We start from the raw sequence: 21180 nt of genomic DNA, 5'->3' as shown, positions 1-21180 counted from the left end.
CGCCATGGCCACGCCAAGAGCTATGCAAGTTCCATACCAAGTTGGCTGTCGACGCGAACCCGCAGCCGCGCATCGCCTGTGCACATTTTTTGTGCTGCCTCGGTGCCACACTGGCGCCGCCCTGCCTCATTTGCGTGCACAAAAAAGGCGCTCCCTATGAAGCGCCTGTTGCTAGCTAAGTAGGCTTTATCAGGCCACCTTCTCCACATGGGCCTGGCGGGTGTAGAGAAAGTCGATCACCGCCTTGCGGCAGGCCTGGTACTGCGCATCCTCGGCCAAGGCCACCCGGTTGCGCGGGCGGGCCAGTGGTACCGGCAGCACCTCGCCAATCGTCGCAGCCGGCCCATTGGTCATCATCACGATCTTGTCGGACAGCAGCACGGCCTCATCGACATCATGGGTCACCATGACCACGGTGCTGCGCGTGCGCGCAACGATCTCCAGCAGCTCGTCCTGCAGCTTGGCGCGCGTGAGTGCATCCAACGCGCCAAAGGGCTCGTCCATCAGCAGCACCTGGGGCTCCATCGACAGCGCCCGGGCAATGCCCACGCGCTGCTTCATGCCGCCCGAGATCTCGCCGGGGCGCTTGTGCGCTGCATGCGTGAGGCCCACCAGCGCCAGCGCGGCATCGGTGCGGGCGGCGAGCTGGGCCTTGCGCTCGCGCGCGCCAAACACCCGCTCCACCGCCAGGTGCACATTCGCCCAGCAGGTGAGCCAGGGCAGCAGCGAATGATTCTGGAATACCACGGCGCGCTGCGGCCCCGGCCCCTTGATCTCGCGGTTGGCGCAGAGCAAGGTGCCCTCGCTGGGGCTGGTGAGGCCGGCAATCAGGTTCAGCAAGGTCGATTTGCCGCAGCCCGAGTGGCCGATCAGGCTGACAAACTCGCCCTGGGCAATCTCCAGGTTGATGCCCTGCAGCGCCTGGAACAGGCCCTTGGCGGTCTTGAAGCTTTGCGCCACCTGCTGGATCTCGATGTACTTGCCCTGGGGCGTGGCGGGGATGTTGAGCGTGTTGGGCGTCATGCCTTGACCTCCTCAAAAGTGAATGCCGAAGCCAGGCGGATCAGCGCCCATTCCAGCAGCAGGCCGACCAGGCCGATGACAAAGATCGCAATGATGATGTTCTTGACATTGAGGTTGTTCCACTCGTCCCAGACCCAAAAGCCAATGCCCACGCCACCGGTCAGCATCTCGGCAGCAACGATCACCAGCCAGGCGGTGCCGACGGCCAGGCGCACGCCCGTCAGCATATAGGGCAGCACGGCGGGGAAGAGGATGGTGGTGGCAATCTTCCATTCACTGAGGTTCAGCACCCGCGCCACATTCATATAGTCCTGCGGCACGCGCTGCACGCCGACGGCCGTGTTGATCACCATCGGCCAGATCGAGCAGATGAAGATGGTCCAGATCGCCGCCGGGTTCGCGCCCTTGAACACCAGCAGGCCAATCGGCAGCCAGGCCAGGGGCGATACCGGGCGCAGCAGGCTGATCACCGGGTTGAACATGCGCGAGAGAAAGTCAAAGCGGCCAATGACAAAGCCCAGCGGAATGCCGACCAGTGCCGCCAGGCCAAAGCCGATGCTCACCCGCTGCAACGAGGCCAGCACGTTCCAGCCCACGCCCTGGTCATTGGGGCCGTTGCGGTAGAAGGGATCGCGAAAAATCTCCTGCGCCTGGGTCCAGGTCTCCTGCGGGCCCGGAATGCCGGGGTTGCCCTGGGCGATGATGGACCACAGCACCAGCAGCAGGCCAAAGCCCAGCACGGGCGGCAGCAGGCTTTGCACCAGCGCGCCAAAGCGCTGCTGCCAGGCGGCAGCCAGATCGCGCGGGGCCGCAGCAGCAGGCCCGGATGGCGCTGATGGCTCGGCCGTCGCAGCCAGCCCAGCAGTGGGCAGGCTGCGCGCCATGTGCTCATGGATGGACAACACCTTGCGTTCAGCCAAGGCCGGGGCCGTGGCCGGTGTCGGCAAGGACGACACACTCTCTCGCAATGCAGCTGGCATGGGGTGCTCCTTATCAGGCCTTGAGGGCAAAGCTGTCGGCGTACTTGGCGGGGTCCGAGCCATCCCAGACCTTGCCGTCGATCAGCTGGCTGCTGCGCATGTCCGACTTGGGCACGGCGATCTTCAGCTGCGCAGCCGCTTCCTTGTACAGGGCGGTCTGGTTGATCTTCTTGGCAACGGCCAGGTAGTCGGGGTGGCTCTTGAGCAAACCCCAGCGCTTGTGCTGGGTCAGGAACCACATGCCATCGGACAGATAGGGGTAGCTGGCCTCGCCATCGGCAAAGAACTTCATGTGGTTAGGGTCGTCCCAGGTCTTGCCCAGGCCATTTTGGTAGCGGCCCAGAATGCGCTGGTTGATGGCATCGACGCTGGTGTTCACATAGGCCTTGCCGGCAATGGTCTCGGCCATCTTCTGCTTGTTCTGCAAGCTGGCATCAATCCAGCGGCCCGCCTCCAGGATGGCCATGGTCACGGCGCGCGCGGTGTTGGGGTGGCGGCTGACAAAGTCCTGCGTGCAGCCCAGCACCTTTTCCGGGTGGTCACGCCAGATGTCCTGGGTGGTGACGGCCGTGATGCCAATGCCATCCATGATCGCGCGATGGCCCCAGGGCTCGCCCACGCAAAAGCCATCCATATTGCCCACGCGCATATTGGCCACCATCTGCGGCGGCGGCACGGTGATCACTTTCGCATCCTTGAGCGGGTGGATGCCCGCGCTCGCCAGCCAGTAGTACAGCCACATCGCATGGGTGCCGGTCGGAAAGGTCTGCGCAAAGGTGTATTCGCGCTTTTCCGCGCCCATCAGCTTGGCCAGCGACGCCGCATCGACGGCGCCCTTGTCGGCCAGCTTTTTGGACAAGGTAATCGCCTGGCCATTGCGGTTGAGCGTCATCAGCACCGCCATGTCCTTTTGCGGGCTGCCCACGCCCAGCTGCACGCCGTAGACCAGGCCGTAGAGCACATGGGCAAAGTCCAGGTCGCCATTGACCAGCTTGTCGCGCACGCCGGCCCAGCTCGCTTCCTTGGTCGGCGTGATCTTGACGCCGTACTTTTGGTCCAGGCCCAGCACCGAGGCCATCACCACGCTGGCGCAGTCGGTCAGCGGGATAAAGCCAATGTTGACCTCTTTTTTCTCCGGCGCATCCGAGCCGGCGGCCCAGACGCCCTGGTGGCCCAGCGCGCTGTAGACAAAGGTGGCGGCAGCTGCCTGGGCGCCATGGCGCAAGAACTGGCGGCGGCCGGCCAGCGGCGAAGAAGCGGGCGAAGCCTCTGCCGCCGGGGCGGTGTCAGGGGTGGGGCGTATCGTCATTCTTGTCAAACTCCATCGAAGGCGTTGCAGATTCCAAAAACAAAAAACGGCGTCCTTTCGCTGAGGGCTTGCACCATCAGGAAAGGGACGCCGTTGTCCCGAAATAACTCGCGATTACCGGAAACAGGCCGCCTTTGGCCTGGTTGAGGAGATCAATGCATATTCCATGCCAATTCAAAAATTGCAGCGCGTCCCTCTAGAGAGCCGACCTGGGCGGGCACTACACAGCGGCCCGCGTCCCTGCAATGGTGCATTGCAGCAGCCTGCGGGCCAGCGGCTGCCATGCTTTGGTGCGCGGGGGGAAAGCTGCTAGCGCTCAGTTGCAGCAGGGGCTGCAGGGGCTGCAGGCGCTTGGGGCACCAAGGCCGCCATTGCCAGCACGGCCTCGGCCACCTCCAGCATGCGCTTGTTCTGGTTCATCGCCGTCTGGCGCAGCAGCTGGTAGGCATCGCTCTCGCTGAGCTGGTGCTGGGCCATCAGCAGGCCCTTGGCGCGCTCCAGGGTCTTGCGCTCATGCAGGGCCGTCCTGGCTTCATCAATCTGGGTTTGCATGGTCTGCAGCCGCTGCGATTGCTGCTGCACCAGCGACAGGATATCGCGCCCCAGCGCCGGCGCGCCCACGGCATCGAGCGACCAGGTATCGGGCGGCGCCGAGGCCTCAAAAAAGGCCATACCGCCTTCGCTGCCCTCGGCGCCCTCTGCGCCCTTTACGCCCTCTTGGGCAGGTTCAGCACCCGGTGGCAACGCCTGCAAGGCCGCCAGCGCTTGCTCCTGCGCCTGCAGCTTGTGCAGGCACAGCACCTGCAGCTCCTGCGCGACCAAGGTCTCCACGCCATGCAAGGCATCGAGCCGGTGGCTGCAGGCGGCAAACCAGTCGGCGCTCCAGCTGCGGCTCAGGCTCGCTCCGCTCGCGGTATGGGCCACACGGCGCATGCGCTCCACCGCCGCCATGTCGGTATCGCCCGCCATATGGGCCTGCCACAGCACCAGCACGCGCGGCGTCGCCAGGCTGGCAAACACCTCAAAACAGCGCTCCTGCGATTCGATCAAATGCAGCCACTGCGCCCGGGCACTGGGCTGCAGCTGGCCCGAGGCAAAGGCGCTGGTGCCGCAGGCGCGCTCCTGCCCGGCCAGCTCCTTGCCCTGCATCAGATGAAACAGGGACACCAGCATGCGCGATATCTCGGGCTCGTTGGCGCTGTCGGCCGCCTCAAACACGACGGACAGACAGCCGGCAATCAGGCGCGCAAAGGCGTCGGTACAAGCAGGGGGCGTGAGCCGCCCGGCCTGCACCTGGGCGCGCAGCGCAGGCAGCGCCGTCACGCCTTGCAAGGTATAGGCAATCGCATTGCACAGCCGCGCGCCGCTGCCGCCGGAGGGGTGCGGGCCCAGGCGATCGAGCTCATCGCGCACATTGGCGATCTGCGCATCCGCCAGCAGCCGCTGGGGTGCCAATAGCTCGGCGCCCTGAGCGCCGCCACTGGCCAGCACCATGTTCGACAGCCCGCGCTCTTTTTGCAGCGCATGCACCAGGCCCGACATCGCCACCACCAGCGAGCAGGCCTTGCCCAGCTGCTCCAGCGCGGCCATCTCATGCTGGCGGGCAGCGACCAGAAAATGCAGGGAAGACTTCATAAACGCGCACCACCGATGTTGAGCGCTCTACCCAGCAGGTTTCATGCCATGCCAGCCTGGGTATGGCCGCAGGCCGCTCAGCGCAGCATGCTGGACATGGCCGAGAGGCAATTGGTCATGCGCACCGCCGATTCAATGTCCGGCGCGCTGAAACGCACGGTGCGGCCATCGACCCGCTCCAGCGTCGGCCACTGGCAGAACAGATCGGCCATGCCGGGCGAGGTGGCCGCAATCTGCACCTGCACCGGGCTGGCGGTGTGCAGTGGCTGGCAGCGCCCGCGCCCGGCCAGGCCCTGCTCCACCCCGGCGCGGATGGCTTTTTGCGCCTGCTCGGGCGAGAGGCTGATGCCGCTGCCCTGGCCGGTGGCGCGCTTGGTCTGCACAAACACCGCCTGCGGGAAGATCGCCTGGTTCTCCTCGCGCAGCACATCGTCACCGGCCAGCATCACCACCGGCGCGCCATAGGCGCCTGCCAAGGCGCCGTAGAGGCTGGCCTCGCTGGCCTCCTGCCCATTGATATGGATGCTGGCAAAGGCAAAGCTGTTGATGGTGTGGGCCAGAATGCCCCGGCCCTGCGCGCGCGAGTGGTAGCCGACCATGCAGACCGCATCCACCCCCAGCTCCACGCCAGCGACCATGCTCAGGTAGCGCGGTTTGCCCTGGATGACCTGGGCGCGCGCATCGAGCAGATCGGGCGGCATATTGCGAAAGCCGCCATGCGAATCGTTGACATAGACCTCGAGCGCGCCAGCGGCAAAAGCGCCTTCGACGGCGGCATTGGCCTCCTGGGCCATCAGGCGGCGCGCGCGCTCATACTCGGGGTTGCCCGCACGCACCTGCTCAGGGTGGTAGACACCGGCCACGCCTTCGATATCGACAGAAATCAGTACTTTCATCGCCTCAGTCCTTGCACAGTTCTTGCAGCCCCCAGCGCTGGTGGCCGTCGCGCCCTTGCACGCTCTGGGCATGCCACAGCGCATTCAAAATCGATTGCTCCACCGCATCGGCCGCCGCGCGGAACAGCGGGTCCAGCTGCGCCTCATGCAGCATCGCCAGCGCTGGCATCGGCGTGGCCGCATCGGCCGGCAGGCTGTAGGCGGTCGAGAACGCCAGCGCAATATCGCCGCTGCCATGGCCGTAGCACGATCCCGTATTGGCCAGACCGGCAGCGGCACGGCGCGCCACGCGGCTGAGCTGGCGGCTGTCCAACGGCGCATCGGTGGCCAGCAGCATGATGATGCTGCCCTTGTCGACGCCGTCGCCCGCTGTGCTGGCAGCTGGTACCCCCGCCGCCAGCTTGGCCTGCAGACGCCGCTCCAGCGCCGCGCCCACGGCCTGGCCGCCCCAGCGCAGATCGGCCAGCTTGCCCATATTGGCCAGCACCAGCGCGCCGACGGTATAGCGCTCGTCGCCCAGTGCTACCAGGCGCGATGCGCTGCCGATGCCGCCCTTGAGCTGGAAGCTCGACATGCCCCGGCCCGCGCCCACGGCGCCCTGCACCACGTCGGTCGAGGCGCTGTCCAGCGCCGCCTGGTAGTGCGCCGGGCCAATGGCCATGCGCTGGATATCGCTCAGGTAACCATCATTGCATTCCAGCACCAGCGCATTCACCGTCGGCAGGCTGCGGCCGCATTCGGGGTTGGCGGCAATGCATTGCGCAATCTGCGCCTGCACGACGGCAGAGACGCCAAAGGTATTGGTCAGTGCAATCGGCGTTTCAATCTGGCCCAGCTCGGACAGTTGCACCAGGCCGGCGCTTTTGCCAAAGCCATTGATAACGGCCAGGCCCGCAGGCAGCTTGTGCATAAAGGGGTTGTCCAGCGGCGGGATCAGCACCGTGACCCCCGTCTGCAGATCGCCATCAGCCAGCGTGCAATGCCCCAGGCGCAGCCCCGCCACATCGGTGATGGCATTGCGCGGGCCCGCAGGCAGCAGGCCGACGACCGGCAATTGCCTGCAGGCGGCCAGCAGCGCCGTGTCTTGGGGCTCAGTCAATGTGCGCTCCCGAGTCCTGCACCACCTGCTTCCAGTAGGCCAGCTCGGCCGGCAGGCTGGCCTTGAAGCTTTGCGGCTTCGACACCACCGATTCGGCGCCCAAGGTCTTCAGGCGCTCGGCCATCACCGGTGTGGCCAGCACCTTGGTGATGGCGGCATGCAGGCGCACGACGACGGTCTCGGGCGTGCCGGCCGGCGCAAACAGGCCATACCAGCTGGTAACAGCCAGGCCCTTGCCCAGCGGCACGATCTCTGGCGCCAACTGGGTCGGCTTGTCCGAGGCCACGCCCAGCACCCGCAGCTTGCCGCTAGTGACAAAGGGCATCACGCCGGGAAAGCTGCCAAAGGTCATCGGCAGCTGGCCGGCCACCACATCGGTGGCAGCGGCCGAGGCGCCCTTGTAGGGCACATGCAGCAGGTCCACACCCTTTTGCTTTTTCAGCATCTCGCCCAGCAAATGGTTCAAGGTGCCATTTCCGGCCGATGCGTACTCCACCTTGCCCGGGTGCTGCTTGGCATAGGCCACCAGCTCATCGAGGTTCTTGGCCGGAAAGTTCGGGTTAACCACCAGCAAATACGGGGCGACTGCCAGCTGCATCACCGGCGTGAAATCCTTGATCGGGTCAAACGGCACCGAGCTGTAAAGCGCCGGATTGATCGTATAGGCGCTCTGCGCCGTGACCAAAAAGGTGTAGCCATCGGCCGCGCTGCGCGCCACCTGGCTGGTGCCCACATTGCCATTGGCCCCTGCCCGGTTCTCCACAATCACCGGCTGCCCCAGCGACTGGCCCAGGCCCTGCGCCACCGCACGGGCGATCACATCATTGGCACCACCGGGTGCCTGGGGCACCACAAAGGTGATGGGCTTGCTGGGCCAGTTGGCGGTGCTGGCTTGTGCCCAGGCCTGGGGTAGCACGCCGCCCGCCAGCACTACGGCCAGCGCCGTACCCAGCGCGGCGCGGCGCGGCAAGAAAGCTGAAGAGCGGGTCGTGTCAAACATCATTGCAATATCTCCTGGAAAAAGGCCCAGCGCCGGCAGTCCCGCGCGGCACAGCCGCCATTGTTGCACTGGCCGGGGGGTAGAATGCCGCGCCAGGCGCGCCCACGCATCGCGATTGCAGCAGAGGCCAGCGCCCAAATACGGGGCGTCGCAGCTGTTTACAGCAGCACCAGCCCCGGCGGCAGGCTGTCGCCCAGACTGCGTTGCTGGTCTTCGGCGTCCATCTCCACCACCTGGCTCACCATCGCGATCCAGCGCTCGGGCGCGCCGCTGCTGCGCATCTTGTCCAGCACGTCCGTGCGCAGCGCATCGGGCAGGTCGCGGGCGCGGTCGCCGGTCATGCGGGCCATCTGCAGCGCCGCAAACATGGCGGTCTCGTTGCGGCGCCAGTCCTGGGCCAGGGTGGCCTGTACAAATTCCTGGGCAGCGGCAGGCGGCATCACCAAGTGTGCATTGGCGGCCATTGGCTGGCGGGCGGCCAGGCGGCCGATGGCCCACCAGGTCTGCACGGTTTCGCCCTCGCGCTTCAAGCGCTGCAGCATCCACTGGCCCATCTCCTGGCGGTACTGCCAGGGGACGGCCTCCATCGCGGCAAACAGGCGCAGCATGTCGTCATAGCTGCCATGGCTACTCTTGCCGCCACTGCCATCGCCGCGCTTGCGGGCGGTTTGCTGCACGGCCTTTTGCATGTGGCCGGCCACATCTTCGAGCAGCTCCATCTGCTGCGCTTCATTCAGCCCGGCAGCCACGCGGCGCCAGAACACCCACCACTCGGTCCAGTTGCCCGGATCCTTGCCATGGCCCAGGCCTTGCGGGTACAGCGCCCAGACCTGCTCCACGCGCCAGGCATCGAGCTGCGCGCCCAGGCCCGGGCGCAGGCACCAGCCGGCCAGGTTCAGCCAAGCGCGTTCGTGCTCGGGCGTGCGGCGGCGGCGCTTGGCACGCGCAAGCAGCGCATCAAACATGGCCCGCAGCAGGGCCAGGTCCCAGCTCGTGCGCGGGCCCAAGAGCCGCTCGAGCACCTGGCGCAGTTGGCGCACTTCCTTGGCGTCCACCGCCTGCGCCTGGTTGCCAAAAATGCGGTCGATCTGCGCAATCGCCTGCTCCCGGCGCGCACTGGCCCGCGCATCGTCGGCACTGTCATTGGTGGGCGCGCTGTCATCCGTTGCCTGCACGGCGCCGCGCAGGCTGAGCGGCAGCAGCCAGGATTGGCGGGGGTCATCGACGGCCAGGCAGCGCACCTCCAAGGTGCCGACTTCGGTCATGCTGGCTTGCAGCTGCACCTCGATCTGGGCCTTGTGCTGGCCTTCGGGCGCGGGCAGCACGGTGGCGAGCGGTGGCAGCTCTACCCAACCGTCCCCCTGCAGAGGCGCCAGTTGCCCGGCCTGGGCCGGCAGGCTGGGCAGGCTGTTGGCCAGCAGGTCAAAGCGCACCGCCTGCCCAAGCTTGAGTGCAAAGCGCCGGCCCGATAAAACAATCCGCACCCCTTCCTGCGTGCCGCGTGGCAGCAGGCACAGGCCCTGGGGCGCTGCGCCTTGGGCGCCGGGCAGCAGCAGCCAGTAACTGCGGGCCGAGCCGCCGCCAATCTGCGGCAAACGGCTGCGCAGGCTGGCCGCAGGTGGCGCTGCTGCATCAGCCGCTGCGGGTAGCGCTGCGGCGGGCTCAGGCTCAGGCGCAAAACGGGTCAGGCCATAGGCGGCCGCGCCCCGGGCCACGGCCCAGTCGGGGTGCGGGTTGTGCAGCACGCGCACCGGCGCGCCGCGCCAGGCTGACAGCTGCTGCGTCAGCCGCTCCACCACCGCATGCGCATGGAACACGCCGCCATTGAGCAGCACGGTATCGGGCAGCGCTTGCGCGCCCCCGTTGTCCGTATGCTGCGCCAAGAACTGCGCCAGATGCCGCGTAATGGCCGCATCGGCCGGGTAGGGCAGGCCAAAGCCGCGCAAGGCGCCCTGGCGTTTGCTGGGCACCGCGCTGCGCTCGGCCAGCGGCAAAAATCCTTCGACCACCCATTGCTGCACCTGGGTGCGGCTCAGGTGGGCGGTCTTGCTTTGGGCCAGCAGGCGGCTGCCGCCACCCAGCAGCGTCACCGCCACTTGCTCGGGCGCATCGGCTGCCAGCAACTGCTCCTTGGCGATACGGCAGCGCTGCACCAGCTGCGCAAAACGGGCAGCGGGCAGACGCTGGCCCTCGGGTGCAAACTGGGGTTCGAGCTGATGCGCCAGGGCCAGGTCCATGTTGTCGCCGCCCAGCATCAGGTGCTCGCCCACGGCCGTGCGCGTCAGGCTGGGCAGGCCGCCATCGGCGGCGGGCTCGACCTGGATCAAGGTCAGATCGGTCGTGCCACCGCCCACATCGACCACCAGCACCAGCCGGCTATCGGCCAGCCGTGCGGCCAGCTGCTCACCCTGCAGCACCAGCCAGTCGTGGAAAGCGGCCTTGGGCTCTTCAAGCAAATGCACCTGGGGCAGGCCCGCCAGCTGGGCGGCCTCCAAGGTCAATGCGCGCGCGCCCTCGTCAAACGAGGCCGGCACCGTCAGCACCACGATCTGGGCGCCCAGCGGCGCCTCTGGATGCGCCTGCTCCCAGGCCGCCTTGACATGGGCCAGGTACGAGGCCGATGCCGCCAGCGGCGAGATTTTGGCGACCTCGTCACCCGCGCCCCAGGGCAGGATGGCCGCGCTGCGGTCCACCCCCGTGTGCGACAGCCAGCTTTTGGCACTGGCCACCAGGCGGCTAGGCACCGCCGTGCCCAAATCCCGGGCCCAGCGGCCCACCACAGCAGGCGCTGCATCGCTCGCGCCTTGCGGCGGCCAGGGCTGCTGCCAGGCATCACCCAGCTCGCCCGCTGCGGCCTGGTAGCGCACCGAGGGCAATAGCGTTTGGGCCTGTATCTCTCCGGCACTGCTGCGCTGGGGAATGGCCAGCAGCGCAATCTCGTCCCCCTCCCCCGTCAGTGGTGCATAGGCCACCACCGTGTGGCTGGTGCCCAGATCGATACCAATGACATAGGAGAGAGACGAAGAATTCATAAACGGCCAAGCGAGACGGCAACACCCGGCAAAGGCCTGCCGGGTAGGCGAATCGTAACAATTCCTGCAAAGACCTGGGGGCCTCTGCAGAACCCTGGCTCATGGGATGGGCGCGGATCGGGATGTGCCGCCACGGGGGCCGCACAGAGAGAGGCGGAGATCGGTGCGGTGAAGGCTGATGGCGTGGGGGCTCAATCCCCGTAGCCCTATGGGTTGCTTCTGACGGTCTCTGAACGACCCACAACAGACTTATCCATCAACCGCATAGCGGTCGGTCATACTCCATGAACAACTATGCCAGCTAGCATGCCGGGTTTCATGGAATTTATACCTGTGTTTTTAAACAGAACCCCAAATACTAACCAGAGCTGCAAGCCGCTTTACAGAGAGAATCATGCCCCAAATATCCCGCACCACCCAGTTTATCCCGCAGGTTCTGTTGAACGCATTGCGTTAGGCGCACCTCTCATGAGCGCTCATCTGCCGACAAAGGAACTCTACGATTCGTTCTCGGAGTTCACAAAGCCTGCTTATTCAACAAACCATGTCCATTGTCCAGAGTGTGCCGAATATGATTCGTTGCTGGAGCACGTGAGACGCGAGGATCTATCAATCGAGCAGATCGGTACAGTGTGTTGGGGGCCTGTAGCATTCCTAGTACCCGATGCCATGGCGTACTACCTTCCACGATTAATGGAGTTGGCTTTAGTCGGGTCCTCCAACAAGGATGGCAAGCCATTCTTCACGCAATTTCTAGTTCAGATTGGCCTACATGCACCAAGCGAACCTCAGTTCTCGCGTCTCAAACCACGGCACGTTGCTCTGGTGCATCGCTGCATTGAGGCAATTGGTAAATCGTATGGAAAAGAGATAGAAGAAGAGTGCTGGGAAGACTGGCTCGAAGAAGCTCTTGGCAAGTGGCGCGCCTAACAATTCATTCAAGTCGCTGCTTCGCGGCGCAGCTTAATTTATCGTGTTGAACGTCAGCATTGGCATTTAGCCAGTGATTGCTTCTAGCCGGATGCAGCCGTGCCCGCAACGCTTGGACTCATGCCCCTATTGGCACAATTAACGCCTGTTGGAGCTGCTCCATCCGCATATGGCTGGTTCCATAGGCTGTAGCAAGCACCTTGAATGCTTTCCGCTTCTCAGTCGCCCAAGAAACGCTTATCTCCAACAACAAATCTTGCCCACTGGCGTGAACCACACGTTCAGTCACTGGTTGATTGATCGCCGCGAGCAGATCCGCGTGCGAAAGCGCACCCCATGACTCCAACTCGGCAGCGAGTGCGGCATAAGCAGTGGCGCGATGCATGTGTGGTGGAAGGGTCCGTTTGTGGCCCAGATGCAGCCTGGTACACGTTTCTTGTCGTGCTACTTCTTCATGAGGAACGCTGCAACCAGGGCATTCGCGTGCCCATGACCGATCTGGTGCTGGGTCTTGAGGCAATTGACCAGCTCCATGTGCTTCAACGGACCCGCATTCTGAAGAATCTCCATCCAATGCGTTATTGGCTTGGCGTAGGTCTTTTCGATGGAAGGAAAGTAAGAGGCAGGTCCTTTTACCTTGGATGTCTCGGCCATGGAGCGCTCCTTTGAAGGGTGAGGGTAGTGTCCCCGTGCAATGCCTAGTTCGGCATTCTGACCGAGTTGCATGAACCTGCCTAGATAACGAAGTTTGGCCAGTTTCTGCCGCAGTGACAAAGAGCCGCTCCTGGCTGGCCGTAGACGCGCTGAACGTCTGTTCGGCCCACCCTCTCCGCTTAATCTCCACCATGTGCACAGTCCGTGGGGACTGCGCTGAAAACGGTTGCGCGAGGGCCCGCGCACCATCGGGTGCTTTATCCTTGTGATGTGCACCAGGAACCATGCAGCAGGGGTTCGACCCGGCACCGACAGCAAGGCACCGTTCCCAATCCATAGCCAGCCATTGGCAAGCCAGACGGGCAACGCAGCCGCCCGCCCATCCCGCATCATCCCCCTCAAGCGGCCACCGCCAGTGCGCTCAGCGCCTCCGCCAAAAGCGCTCCGTCGTCCGGGGATCGCGCTCCAGCACCTGGCGCGCCGTGGCCGTCACCGCAGCCGCATACCGCGCGCATCAGCGCAAACTCGCCATGCAACTGGGCGATAAAGGGCCGATCACCGCTGCAGCCCCGCCCCAGGCGCGGCAGCGGTGATCGGCCGGCCCAACAGGCGCGATGTGATCTCGGCCACACGCAGCGCGCCGGGCTGGTGAGAGAGCAGTAACAGCCGAACGATGCCAACAAGGGCCTGCCTATCGCAAGTCAAGCAAGACAAGCAAGACAAAAAATGCGCTGCCTATTCAGCGCTTGCGTTGTGACCGCATCCACCACATTTGCCATGCGGCCCCCACCACAAAAATCGCCAGCCAAGCGAGCACCGTGCCGCGTACCAGAGGCGATTCAGGGCCTGAGGCCAGAGGATGGCTGACCGGTAGCCGCGTCAAGGTCTCACCGATGGCAGGCACCAGCAACAGAAAGAAGCTGAACGAAAAGCCGAACTGCGACAGGTAGGGAACCAGGCGAGGGAACAGCGGCAGCTGCCGGATGAGCAGTGACCCGCCGATCACCAACAGCGCCAGAATGCCCAAGGCATGGCCGGCGTTGAATCCTCCGGTACTGGACAGGCCGAACGCCGTCAGCACCGACAGCAGCATGCCGACCAGGTACAACTGACCCGAGCGTTTGGCCGGCTCAATGGCGCGGTAGCGGATAAAGCTGTACAAGCCCGCAGCGAGCGGCAGCACACTGATGGCGGTATGGAAGGCGCCAAGCGTGGAGATGGGATGTGGCATGGGGTGGTCTTTCTAAAAACAACCGACTAGTTGATTGTCTGCATGGATAAAAAAATAGAGGGCCCGACACGCTGGGTGATCGGGCCATTCTTCAAGCTGCCAGCCGATGTATCGCCACGCGCACGATCGTCTGGAAAGCATCGGGATCACCCAAGGCGCGGGCCGTCAGCATGGCGCCATGCACGGTGGACATCAAGGCGAGCGCCTCTACCGGCGCGTTCGCTTCTGGCTTGAACTGCGCTTTGGCCTGGCCTTGCGAGATCACCGCTGCCAGCCACTGGGTCAGATCCTGGAAATAGCCACGCACTTCAGCCGCTATTTCTGGCGGGATCATCGGCGCTTCAGCAGCCAACATCGCACAGATGCACATCGTCGATGAACCGTCGCGTATGCAGCGCGCCCAGTAATCCACATAAGCGTTCAATTGGGCTTGCGGGTCATCGCCCAAATGCTGCTGCATCGCTGCCAAGCCCTCCACAGATTGCTGACGATGCCGTTGGACCACCGTCAATACCAAGTCCGCCTTGCTGGGGAAATGGTGGTGGATGCTGGCCTTGCCAATACCGACCTTTTCGGAGAGATCCGCATAGCTGAAGCCGTTGTAGCCGCCAGCGGCCAGCAGTTGCCGGGCATGTTCCGCCAATTCGGTGGCGCGGGGGGAGAGTTCAACAGTCATCGGGTGGGCAGCTAGCGCTTTCGGAGATGAGCCATTCTACTAGTTGATCGATTGACGTCAAGCGCTCAGTTTTGATGGGCGAACCACACTGTCGCAGCGGGTCTGCCTCAGGTAGAAGCGCGTAAAAGCCGCTCGGACAAGGCAGAAAAGCGCACGCTGGGCAGCAGAAAGCAGAGCGCCTCCGGGTCCGCATCCAGCCTCTGCAGCAAAGGGCAGTCCAGGGTTTGCGTGTCCAGCAGCAAGGGCTCCACCGAGGCGACATCCACTGGCAAGTCAATTGTGGCCAAGGCCGACCTGCCAGGGGCGCCCTCCACTGTTGGCACCTCCACCACCGCAGCGTCCTGGGAGGCCAGGCGCACGATAGCATCCGACCAGCCATGGAACATCACGGACCAGGGCGGCGACAAAACGGCCTCCCCTGCCCTCACCGCCCTCGCCGCCAATCTTGGCGCGCTTCCATCGCCGGGCGCGATGTCGACAATGGCCTCATTGGAAGTCACGCAGAAATCAAAGCTTGCTGGCCAATGGGATGGCAAGGCATCACTGAACAAGCGCGTCCCGGCCACATGGGCCAGGCTGTCCATCACGTTGTAGACAAAGGCGACGGTGGGAATGGGCGGCGCATCAGCCAGCGGCTCTGCCAGGTACAGGCGCCAGTTGCTCTGCAATGGCGAAGGCATCAAGCGCCTCAAGGGCCCCATCCACCGAGGACCAAAATGGCCATGCCGATAGGTCAGCACCGTAAGAGGCGTGCGGCCTTGGTAAGACCAGAGGCGCGCGCCCGGTGGGGCAAAGGGTGCTGCCAGGGCTTCGTCCACCAGCCATGTCATGTAGACCACATCGACCACATCGCTGTCCAAGGTCATGAAGGGCAGACGAGACATCAGCGCTCGCCGATAGCTGGCAAAGCGACGCGAATTGAGCAGCTTGGCCAGGCCATTGCCAAACCTGCCCTGGTAGGGGTGTGTGTAGAGGTGATGCATGGAAGCGGTAGACAGCAGCGCTGGCTGGCACCGTTGCGTGGTGATGGCTAAAGGCCGGTTCTGGCCGAAAGCGCCATATTAGCGCCAGCAGCCAGCCACCATGCGACTCTCGCCACGATGGATCAACCGAGGGACCGGCTGCTAAGCAAACTTGTCGCCGCGACACAACCGGCCACGGCTGCTATCACTTGAGGGGTCATTGCACCCGTTTCGGATCCCCGCGTACAAAGCCCACCACCGTCGGCAGCACCGGGGCTAACCAGTCCAGCGGCCGGGCCAGCGCGGCAACGGTCGTCACGTGGCTGAGGTGGTCAAAGATCCGCATATCCACGTCGGTACCGGCAGCCCGTAAGCGGTTTGCCAGGCCGACGGTGTTGCGCTGCGTATCAACGACCTTGTCGTTGCGTGCGGCCAGCAGCAGGGTGCGGGGGGCTTTGGCGTCGGCGTAGAAGAGGGGCTGGGAATCGGCCGGGGTGTGCGGCCAGTTAAAAGCAAGCTGAACCTGGGGGTCCACAATCGGCAAAAAGTCGTAGGGCCCGGCCAGCCCTATCCAGCCCGCAAGCCGATCGGGGGTCAGGCCCAAAGGCGCCAGCCAACGCGGGTCCAGTGCCAGCATCGCTGCGTTATAAGCCCCGGCCGAATGGCCCATCACCATCACCCGCGCCGGGTCGCCACCCAGGCTGGCGGCATGCGCCAAGGTCCACTGCAGCGCCAAGGCGCAATCGCCCAGAAAGCCCTCGAACTGCACCTGGGGGCTCAGCCGGTAGTCAGCCACCACCGCGATGATGCCGTTGGCTGCCAGCGCCTCGCCGACAAATCGGTACTCCGCCCGCTCGCCGCTGGTCCAGTTGCCGCCGTAAAAAAACAGCACCACCGGTGCATGGCCAGGCACCGTGCCAGTCTTTGGCTGGTACACATCCAGCAAATGACGCGGATCGGGCCCATAGCGCACACCGGAGGGGCCGTGGTAAGTGTCATGTGCCACCAGGCGGTCCAGCACCTGGGCACCAGAACACCCGGACAGCAGCGCTGCGATGGCGGAACCGATACCGAGAAGGCTTAGGCGGCGGCTCATGGGGGTGGATAGTTTGGAAAAAATGGGCATGTGCGCTATACGCCGCTCACCGTCTTTTGGATTCATTCCGTTGAATGTGCGGAACTCGCTGTCAACGGCAGTTACTTCAAGCAGTCATTTCCACCAGTCTGCGTTGAAGCTAGGTTCTACGCCTCTCAGCGGGTACCGGAAACTTATGTAGGCCGAATGACTGCTTTGGGAGGGGTTGACGCGGGCCCATCTACACCCATCACAACCATTCGTGCGAAGCGCCGCGCGACGCCAAACGCCAGGCGAATTAATGGCGTGAAAACGCGAGTGCAATTGGTTTGGCCACAGCGATGACTTTGGGAACGCTAACGCTCAAAGCCGTCGCTGCGGAGCCAACAGGTCAGGCAGCACTCGCTCCCTCAGCGTAAAAGCGCCTTCCCAAAATTACACACACTCCGGCGAAGAGGAGCGGAAGCACGCAGAGGAGCGACTGCGGTATGGCTTCCGCAAGCCTTTCCATAGCGATGGCGTCCCTGTAGTCGGTACGGAAAATGAGAAATGACATCACAAAACAGTAGCCAATCAATATTGTCGGGCGTCTGTTGGGTCGTCTAATTTCGCTTAAAAAATACAAGGCTGCGAGGATGTGCAGAACCCACAAGGGATGAACCGTGGCGCCTCCAATAGCTGACCATGCGACGTACGCCGAATACACCGCAATATGGAATGCGAAAAGCACGAATGCTGCTTTGATTAAACGAGGCAATTCGCCAAGCTGTACGGTTCCCGAGATCATTGGTGCTGCCTAACTAGATTTAGAAGACATGCAACCAGCATGTCTAGATCGGCAGATACTGTATGAGCTCTCAATGCATAAGGCAAACTAGCTGTTGCCTCCTTTAGACAAACCTAAAAGTATTGGTCTCACTCTTTGGTGAGTACAAAAGATCAGTGACCCAATGGCCGTAATCCGCCGGCCTAACCTCGGACGACCCGGCCCACTGCCCGCCCACTGTGGCCTCAAACCGCCACAGCCAAAGCCCCCAGCTCCTCCGCCAAAAACCCCTCCACCGTCCGTGCCTCCCGCCCCAGCACCTGCCGCACCGTCGCAGTCACCGCAGCCGCATGCCCCGCACGCATCAGTGCAAAAAACTCGCCATGCACCTGGGCGATAAACGGGTCGGCGGCGGCGGCGGCGGCAGCCACAGGCGCGGCGGCGGTAATGGGCCGGCCCAGCAGGCGCGATGCAATCTCGGCCAGTTTTTGCGGGCGCAGCGCCTGGCTGCCGGTCAGCACCCAGGGGCCTGTCGCCGTGCCCAGCCGCTGCTGGACGGCTTCGGGATTAAGCAGCGCCTCCACGGCGACATCGGCGATGTCGCGGGCATCGATGTAGGAGACACCAGCGCCCAGGTGCTGGGAGCGGATCACATCGCCGCTGCGCAGGTCAGCGGCGATGCGCGACAGGCCCACCTGCATCCAGGCATTGGGGCGCAGCACCGTGTGGGAAATGCCGCTGGCCTGCAGTCCCTCTTCGATGCGGCCATGCGCATCGCCGGACAGCGAATGGCCGGGTGGGGCTATAGTCCAGTCCGAGCCGGAGAGTTTGACGATGTGCTGCACACCGGCTGCGCGCGCGGCCGCCACCACGCGCAGTTGCTGCTCGGCCAGTGCCGGGGTGATAGGAGAGAGCAGGAAAAGGCGCTCAATGCCGACGAGGGCTTGGCCCAAGGCCGCCGCATCCTCAAAACTGCCCTGCGCTATCTCGACCGTATCGCCCCAGAGCGCCTGCGCGGTTGCGGCCTGGCGCACCAGCACCCGGGGCCGTGCTTGCCGGGCCAGCAGGCGCGGCACCAGCAGCTGGCCCAGGCGACCGCTGGCACCGCAGACCAGCACGCGGGGATGCGGGTGCGCACTCATGCCCGCAGTGCATCTGGCTGCGCCGCGCTTTGCGCGGGCGCATTCTCGGCCAGCAGGCGGTTCAGCGGCCGGGCATCGACCCAGTCGGCCACCGAGAAATCGGCTGGCAAAAAGCCCCACTCCAGCAAAAAGTCCTTGAAGTAGCCGATCGCATCGACCAGCTCGGGCTCCAGGCTGATGCCCAGGTGATGGTGCAGATCGGCGCCGTTGGAGGCCAGGATGGCCTCTTCGCTGGTGGCGATCTCGCGGGCCACAAAGCGCAGCGTCTCGTCCGGGTGGGCCTGGGCCCAGCGGCCGGCGCGCTGCACCACGCGCAGCAGCGCCAGCACCAGGTCCGGGCGCTGCTCGGCCAGTGCGGCGTCCACCGTCAGGGTGCGCGGCGTGCCATTGTTGATGCGCACGCGCGGGTCGGGGTGGCGGCCAAACTCGCTGACCAGCTGCGCGCCAATCAGGTTGGCCACCAGGAGGCCCTCGGCGCCTTTGACAAAGATCGCATCGACCTCGCCGCGCACGAGGGCATCGGCCTCGCGGAAATACGGGTGGCGGCGGCGCAGCCCGAACAGGCTGGGCGTGCCATGCTGCTGGATCACCGACTCCTCGATCACCAGATCGACCAGCTGCACATCGCTGTGCTGCAGGCCCACCAGGGACAGGCCCGAGACCAGGCCCTTGAGGGCAGTCGCGCGGTGGAAGTCGATCAGGTCATTGACGCGCTGGGGCACGCCAAAGCGCTTGCCCGCCAGGTCCTCGGGCTTGTCAATGCCCCGGCCCGGCAGGGTCACCAGCGCCTGGAACTCATCCGTCCAGGTGATGGCAACCAGGCGCGTATCGCGGCCCTTGGCGCGTGCCCAGATCGGCGGAATATTGCCGCCCTGGCGGAAGGACCAGGGCAGGCTGTGGTCGAAATGGCTCTCGCGCACCTTGCGGTCCTTGGAGTCAAAGATGGACTCCACGCCAATGCCCAGCGCCGCAAAGGCCTCTTGCAGCCAGCCTTGCTGCGCGGCAATGCCCAGTGGCGACGGCACCGGGCAGCGGGTGTACCAGAGGGAGCTGGGTTGTTGACCTGGTACGTTCGATGTTTCGGAAGGGCTTGTCATCGGTTTCTCCTAGGCAAAGGGATCAGGACGCGGCCAGCCAGACGCCGGCCAGGTTGCCGGCCACGCCATCCGCACCCACGGTGTGGTTGCGCACGCGCTTGTCGGCGATGGTGTAGATGTCGGGGGCGACCAGGGTGATGTCGGGCAGGTCGGTGGCGATGTGCTTCTGGAACTCGGCCACCTCACGGATGCGCTGGGCCTCGTTCATCTCGACGGCGGCGGACTCCAGCAGGCGGTCCACCTCGGGGCTGGCGTAATGCGCGCCGTTGGAGAACGGCAGCCCGCGCTGAAAGCTCTTGGACCAGTACAGCCGCTGGATGCCCACCGTCGGGTCAAAGGTGTTGCTCATCGCGCTCACATGCAGGTCAAAGGCCCGGTCGGTGTAGATGCGCTTGATGTAGGTGGCAAAGTCCTGGCTATTGATCTGCACATCGATGCCGATGCGGCCCAGCGCCTGCTTGAGGAAGTCGCCCGTGCGCTGGCCGCCCTCGTTGGGGATGGGTGTCAGGTTCAGCCGCGCACGCCACTGGCCGCCGGCCTTGCCGCGCGTCAGGCCGGCCTCATCCAGCAGCTTCTCGGCGCGCTTCAAGTCATAGGGCAGCACCGGCAGATCGGGCACATAGAATTTTTTGAGCGCCGGGTGCACCGGCCCGGTGGTCAGCTTGCCCTGGCCGTACCAGGCCACCTTGAGCAGGTTTTCGCGCTGCAGCGCGTGGGCAATGGCCTGGCGCACGCGCAGGTCCTTGAGCAAGTCGCTCTCCAGGTTGAACTCCAGCCGGTAGACGCTGTTGATGTACTCATAGCCCCGGGTCTCGAACTGCAGGCCCGGCTTGGCGCGCAGGCGCTCCACCTCGGCAAAGGGCACTGGCGAGCTGGGCGCAATCTGCACCTGTCCGCTTTCGATGGCCGCCGTGCGCGCGGCGGCATCGGGGATAAAGCGCACCACCAGCCGGTCGATATAGGGCTTGTCGCCATCCCAGTAATGGGGGTTGCGCTCGTAGATCACATGGCTGCCGCGCACCCATTCCTTGAACACAAAGGGGCCCGTGCCCACCGGCGCATTGTTGGCCGGATTGGTATCGGCCCGGCCGCTGGAATACAGATGCTTGGGCACGATGGGCGACTCCGAGGCCGCCAGCGCCGTGATCAGGTAGGGGATGGGGCGGCTCAGCTTGAGCACCACGGTGTGGGCATCGGGGGCCTGCACCTCGGCCACGCCGGCAAAGGTGGCGCGGCCCCGGGGGTGGAACTCCTTGAGCAGCGCAATCGAGTGCACCACATCGGCCGAGGTGAAAGGCTTGCCGTCATGCCATTTGACGCCCTGGCGCAGCTGGAAGCGGTAGACCAGGCCATCGGGGCTGATCGACCAGGCAACGGCCAGCTGCGGCTGCGGGTTGAGGTTGAAGTCATAGGTCAGCAGCCCCTCGGTCACCTTGCCCGAGATCGTCACCGACGAGCCGGCGGTGTGCGCAATCGTCGTCAGGGTTGGCGGCTCGGGAAACAGCAGCAGGTTCAGGGTGCCGCCTTTTTGCGGCTTGTCCTGGGCCCAGGCCAGGCTGGGGACTGCCGTGCCGATGCCGGTGGCAGCAGCGGCCAGCATAAAGTGGCGGCGCGTGGCGAGCGAGAAATCGGAATCAATAGACATGCGAGGTACCAAGGAGAGGAAACAAGGA

The 21180-nt window shown here is 64.5% G+C and carries 18 protein-coding genes; 1 reads left to right on the top strand and 17 read right to left on the bottom strand.

Going from position 1 to position 21180, the window contains the following annotated elements:
• Positions 1–189 precede the first annotated feature (189 nt).
• From WH303_RS04845 to WH303_RS04810, 8 genes are all read right to left on the bottom strand, one after another.
• Entirely contained in the window at positions 190–1023 is an 834-nt protein-coding gene (locus tag WH303_RS04845) for an ABC transporter ATP-binding protein (protein WP_339517234.1), read from the bottom strand.
• Positions 1020–1907 carry a nitrate ABC transporter permease gene (ntrB, locus tag WH303_RS04840; RefSeq protein WP_339517448.1) on the bottom strand — a complete coding sequence of 296 codons (888 nt, stop codon included), beginning with the start codon at positions 1905–1907 and terminating at the stop codon, positions 1020–1022. The genes WH303_RS04845 and ntrB overlap by 4 nt, the downstream gene beginning before the upstream one ends.
• Before the next feature lie 109 nt (positions 1908–2016).
• A complete protein-coding gene (locus tag WH303_RS04835; protein ID WP_339517233.1) occupies positions 2017–3312 on the bottom strand; it encodes a CmpA/NrtA family ABC transporter substrate-binding protein in 1296 nt (431 codons plus the stop codon).
• A 309-nt stretch (positions 3313–3621) separates the two neighbouring features.
• The gene (locus WH303_RS04830) at positions 3622–4947 is read right to left on the bottom strand and encodes a nitrate- and nitrite sensing domain-containing protein (RefSeq protein WP_339517232.1); all 1326 of its coding nucleotides are present in this window, start codon (positions 4945–4947) and stop codon (positions 3622–3624) included.
• A gap of 77 nt (positions 4948–5024) precedes the next feature.
• A complete protein-coding gene (locus tag WH303_RS04825) occupies positions 5025–5843 on the bottom strand; it encodes a M55 family metallopeptidase (RefSeq protein ID WP_339517231.1) in 819 nt (272 codons plus the stop codon).
• A 4-nt stretch (positions 5844–5847) separates the two neighbouring features.
• Positions 5848–6942, bottom strand: a complete 1095-nt coding sequence (locus WH303_RS04820) for a P1 family peptidase (protein WP_339517230.1) — start codon at positions 6940–6942, stop codon at positions 5848–5850.
• Positions 6935–7942 carry a Bug family tripartite tricarboxylate transporter substrate binding protein gene (locus tag WH303_RS04815; RefSeq protein ID WP_445228262.1) on the bottom strand — a complete coding sequence of 336 codons (1008 nt, stop codon included), beginning with the start codon at positions 7940–7942 and terminating at the stop codon, positions 6935–6937. The genes WH303_RS04820 and WH303_RS04815 overlap by 8 nt, the downstream gene beginning before the upstream one ends.
• Positions 7943–8100: 158 nt before the next feature.
• On the bottom strand, positions 8101–10974 hold the full coding sequence (locus tag WH303_RS04810; protein WP_339517228.1) for an Hsp70 family protein: 2874 nt from the start codon (positions 10972–10974) through the stop codon (positions 8101–8103).
• Between the two features lie 468 nt (positions 10975–11442).
• On the opposite strand from WH303_RS04810, the gene WH303_RS04805 reads away from it, so the two are divergent.
• The gene (locus tag WH303_RS04805; RefSeq protein WP_339517227.1) at positions 11443–11904 is read left to right on the top strand and encodes a hypothetical protein; all 462 of its coding nucleotides are present in this window, start codon (positions 11443–11445) and stop codon (positions 11902–11904) included.
• Between the two features lie 118 nt (positions 11905–12022).
• On the opposite strand, the gene WH303_RS04800 is transcribed toward WH303_RS04805, so the two are convergent.
• From WH303_RS04800 to WH303_RS04760, 9 genes are all read right to left on the bottom strand, one after another.
• The gene (locus WH303_RS04800; RefSeq protein ID WP_339517226.1) at positions 12023–12289 is read right to left on the bottom strand and encodes a hypothetical protein; all 267 of its coding nucleotides are present in this window, start codon (positions 12287–12289) and stop codon (positions 12023–12025) included.
• A gap of 59 nt (positions 12290–12348) precedes the next feature.
• Positions 12349–12558 carry a DUF4287 domain-containing protein gene (locus tag WH303_RS04795; RefSeq protein ID WP_116924526.1) on the bottom strand — a complete coding sequence of 70 codons (210 nt, stop codon included), beginning with the start codon at positions 12556–12558 and terminating at the stop codon, positions 12349–12351.
• Positions 12559–13297: 739 nt separating this feature from the next.
• Positions 13298–13789: a hypothetical protein gene (locus tag WH303_RS04790; protein ID WP_339517225.1), complete on the bottom strand. Its 492-nt coding sequence runs from the start codon at positions 13787–13789 to the stop codon at positions 13298–13300.
• A gap of 91 nt (positions 13790–13880) precedes the next feature.
• Complete coding sequence (locus WH303_RS04785; RefSeq protein ID WP_339517224.1) at positions 13881–14465, bottom strand: TetR/AcrR family transcriptional regulator; 585 nt, start codon at positions 14463–14465, stop codon at positions 13881–13883.
• A gap of 107 nt (positions 14466–14572) precedes the next feature.
• The gene (locus WH303_RS04780) at positions 14573–15349 is read right to left on the bottom strand and encodes a hypothetical protein (protein ID WP_339517223.1); all 777 of its coding nucleotides are present in this window, start codon (positions 15347–15349) and stop codon (positions 14573–14575) included.
• Between the two features lie 295 nt (positions 15350–15644).
• Positions 15645–16523, bottom strand: coding sequence for an alpha/beta hydrolase (locus WH303_RS04775; protein WP_339517222.1), 879 nt, complete (start codon positions 16521–16523; stop codon positions 15645–15647).
• Between the two features lie 990 nt (positions 16524–17513).
• Positions 17514–18410 carry an NAD(P)H-binding protein gene (locus tag WH303_RS04770; protein WP_339517221.1) on the bottom strand — a complete coding sequence of 299 codons (897 nt, stop codon included), beginning with the start codon at positions 18408–18410 and terminating at the stop codon, positions 17514–17516.
• Complete coding sequence (locus WH303_RS04765) at positions 18407–19507, bottom strand: ABC transporter substrate-binding protein (RefSeq protein ID WP_339517220.1); 1101 nt, start codon at positions 19505–19507, stop codon at positions 18407–18409. The genes WH303_RS04770 and WH303_RS04765 overlap by 4 nt, the downstream gene beginning before the upstream one ends.
• Before the next feature lie 22 nt (positions 19508–19529).
• Positions 19530–21152: an ABC transporter substrate-binding protein gene (locus tag WH303_RS04760; protein ID WP_339517219.1), complete on the bottom strand. Its 1623-nt coding sequence runs from the start codon at positions 21150–21152 to the stop codon at positions 19530–19532.
• Between the last annotated feature and the right edge of the window lie 28 nt (positions 21153–21180).

Source organism: Comamonas sp. MYb69, assembly GCF_037479315.1.
GTDB lineage: Bacteria > Pseudomonadota > Gammaproteobacteria > Burkholderiales > Burkholderiaceae_C > Comamonas.
This window is presented reverse-complemented; position numbering and strand designations above follow the sequence as displayed.

Excerpts from the sequence above, each read along its gene's own strand:
- WH303_RS04845 (WP_339517234.1), bottom strand. The coding sequence starts at position 1,023 with ATGACGCCCAACACGCTCAACATCCCCGCCACGCCCCAGGGCAAGTAC.
- ntrB (WP_339517448.1), bottom strand. The coding sequence starts at position 1,907 with ATGGCGCGCAGCCTGCCCACTGCTGGGCTGGCTGCGACGGCCGAGCCA.
- WH303_RS04835 (WP_339517233.1), bottom strand. The coding sequence starts at position 3,312 with ATGACGATACGCCCCACCCCTGACACCGCCCCGGCGGCAGAGGCTTCG.
- WH303_RS04830 (WP_339517232.1), bottom strand. The coding sequence starts at position 4,947 with ATGAAGTCTTCCCTGCATTTTCTGGTCGCTGCCCGCCAGCATGAGATG.
- WH303_RS04825 (WP_339517231.1), bottom strand. The coding sequence starts at position 5,843 with ATGAAAGTACTGATTTCTGTCGATATCGAAGGCGTGGCCGGTGTCTAC.
- WH303_RS04815 (WP_445228262.1), bottom strand. The coding sequence starts at position 7,942 with ATGTTTGACACGACCCGCTCTTCAGCTTTCTTGCCGCGCCGCGCCGCG.
- WH303_RS04810 (WP_339517228.1), bottom strand. The coding sequence starts at position 10,974 with ATGAATTCTTCGTCTCTCTCCTATGTCATTGGTATCGATCTGGGCACC.
- WH303_RS04805 (WP_339517227.1), top strand. The coding sequence starts at position 11,443 with ATGAGCGCTCATCTGCCGACAAAGGAACTCTACGATTCGTTCTCGGAG.
- WH303_RS04800 (WP_339517226.1), bottom strand. The coding sequence starts at position 12,289 with ATGCATCGCGCCACTGCTTATGCCGCACTCGCTGCCGAGTTGGAGTCA.
- WH303_RS04795 (WP_116924526.1), bottom strand. The coding sequence starts at position 12,558 with ATGGCCGAGACATCCAAGGTAAAAGGACCTGCCTCTTACTTTCCTTCC.
- WH303_RS04790 (WP_339517225.1), bottom strand. The coding sequence starts at position 13,789 with ATGCCACATCCCATCTCCACGCTTGGCGCCTTCCATACCGCCATCAGT.
- WH303_RS04785 (WP_339517224.1), bottom strand. The coding sequence starts at position 14,465 with ATGACTGTTGAACTCTCCCCCCGCGCCACCGAATTGGCGGAACATGCC.
- WH303_RS04780 (WP_339517223.1), bottom strand. The coding sequence starts at position 15,349 with ATGTCTCGTCTGCCCTTCATGACCTTGGACAGCGATGTGGTCGATGTG.
- WH303_RS04775 (WP_339517222.1), bottom strand. The coding sequence starts at position 16,523 with ATGAGCCGCCGCCTAAGCCTTCTCGGTATCGGTTCCGCCATCGCAGCG.
- WH303_RS04770 (WP_339517221.1), bottom strand. The coding sequence starts at position 18,410 with ATGAGTGCGCACCCGCATCCCCGCGTGCTGGTCTGCGGTGCCAGCGGT.
- WH303_RS04765 (WP_339517220.1), bottom strand. The coding sequence starts at position 19,507 with ATGACAAGCCCTTCCGAAACATCGAACGTACCAGGTCAACAACCCAGC.
- WH303_RS04760 (WP_339517219.1), bottom strand. The coding sequence starts at position 21,152 with ATGTCTATTGATTCCGATTTCTCGCTCGCCACGCGCCGCCACTTTATG.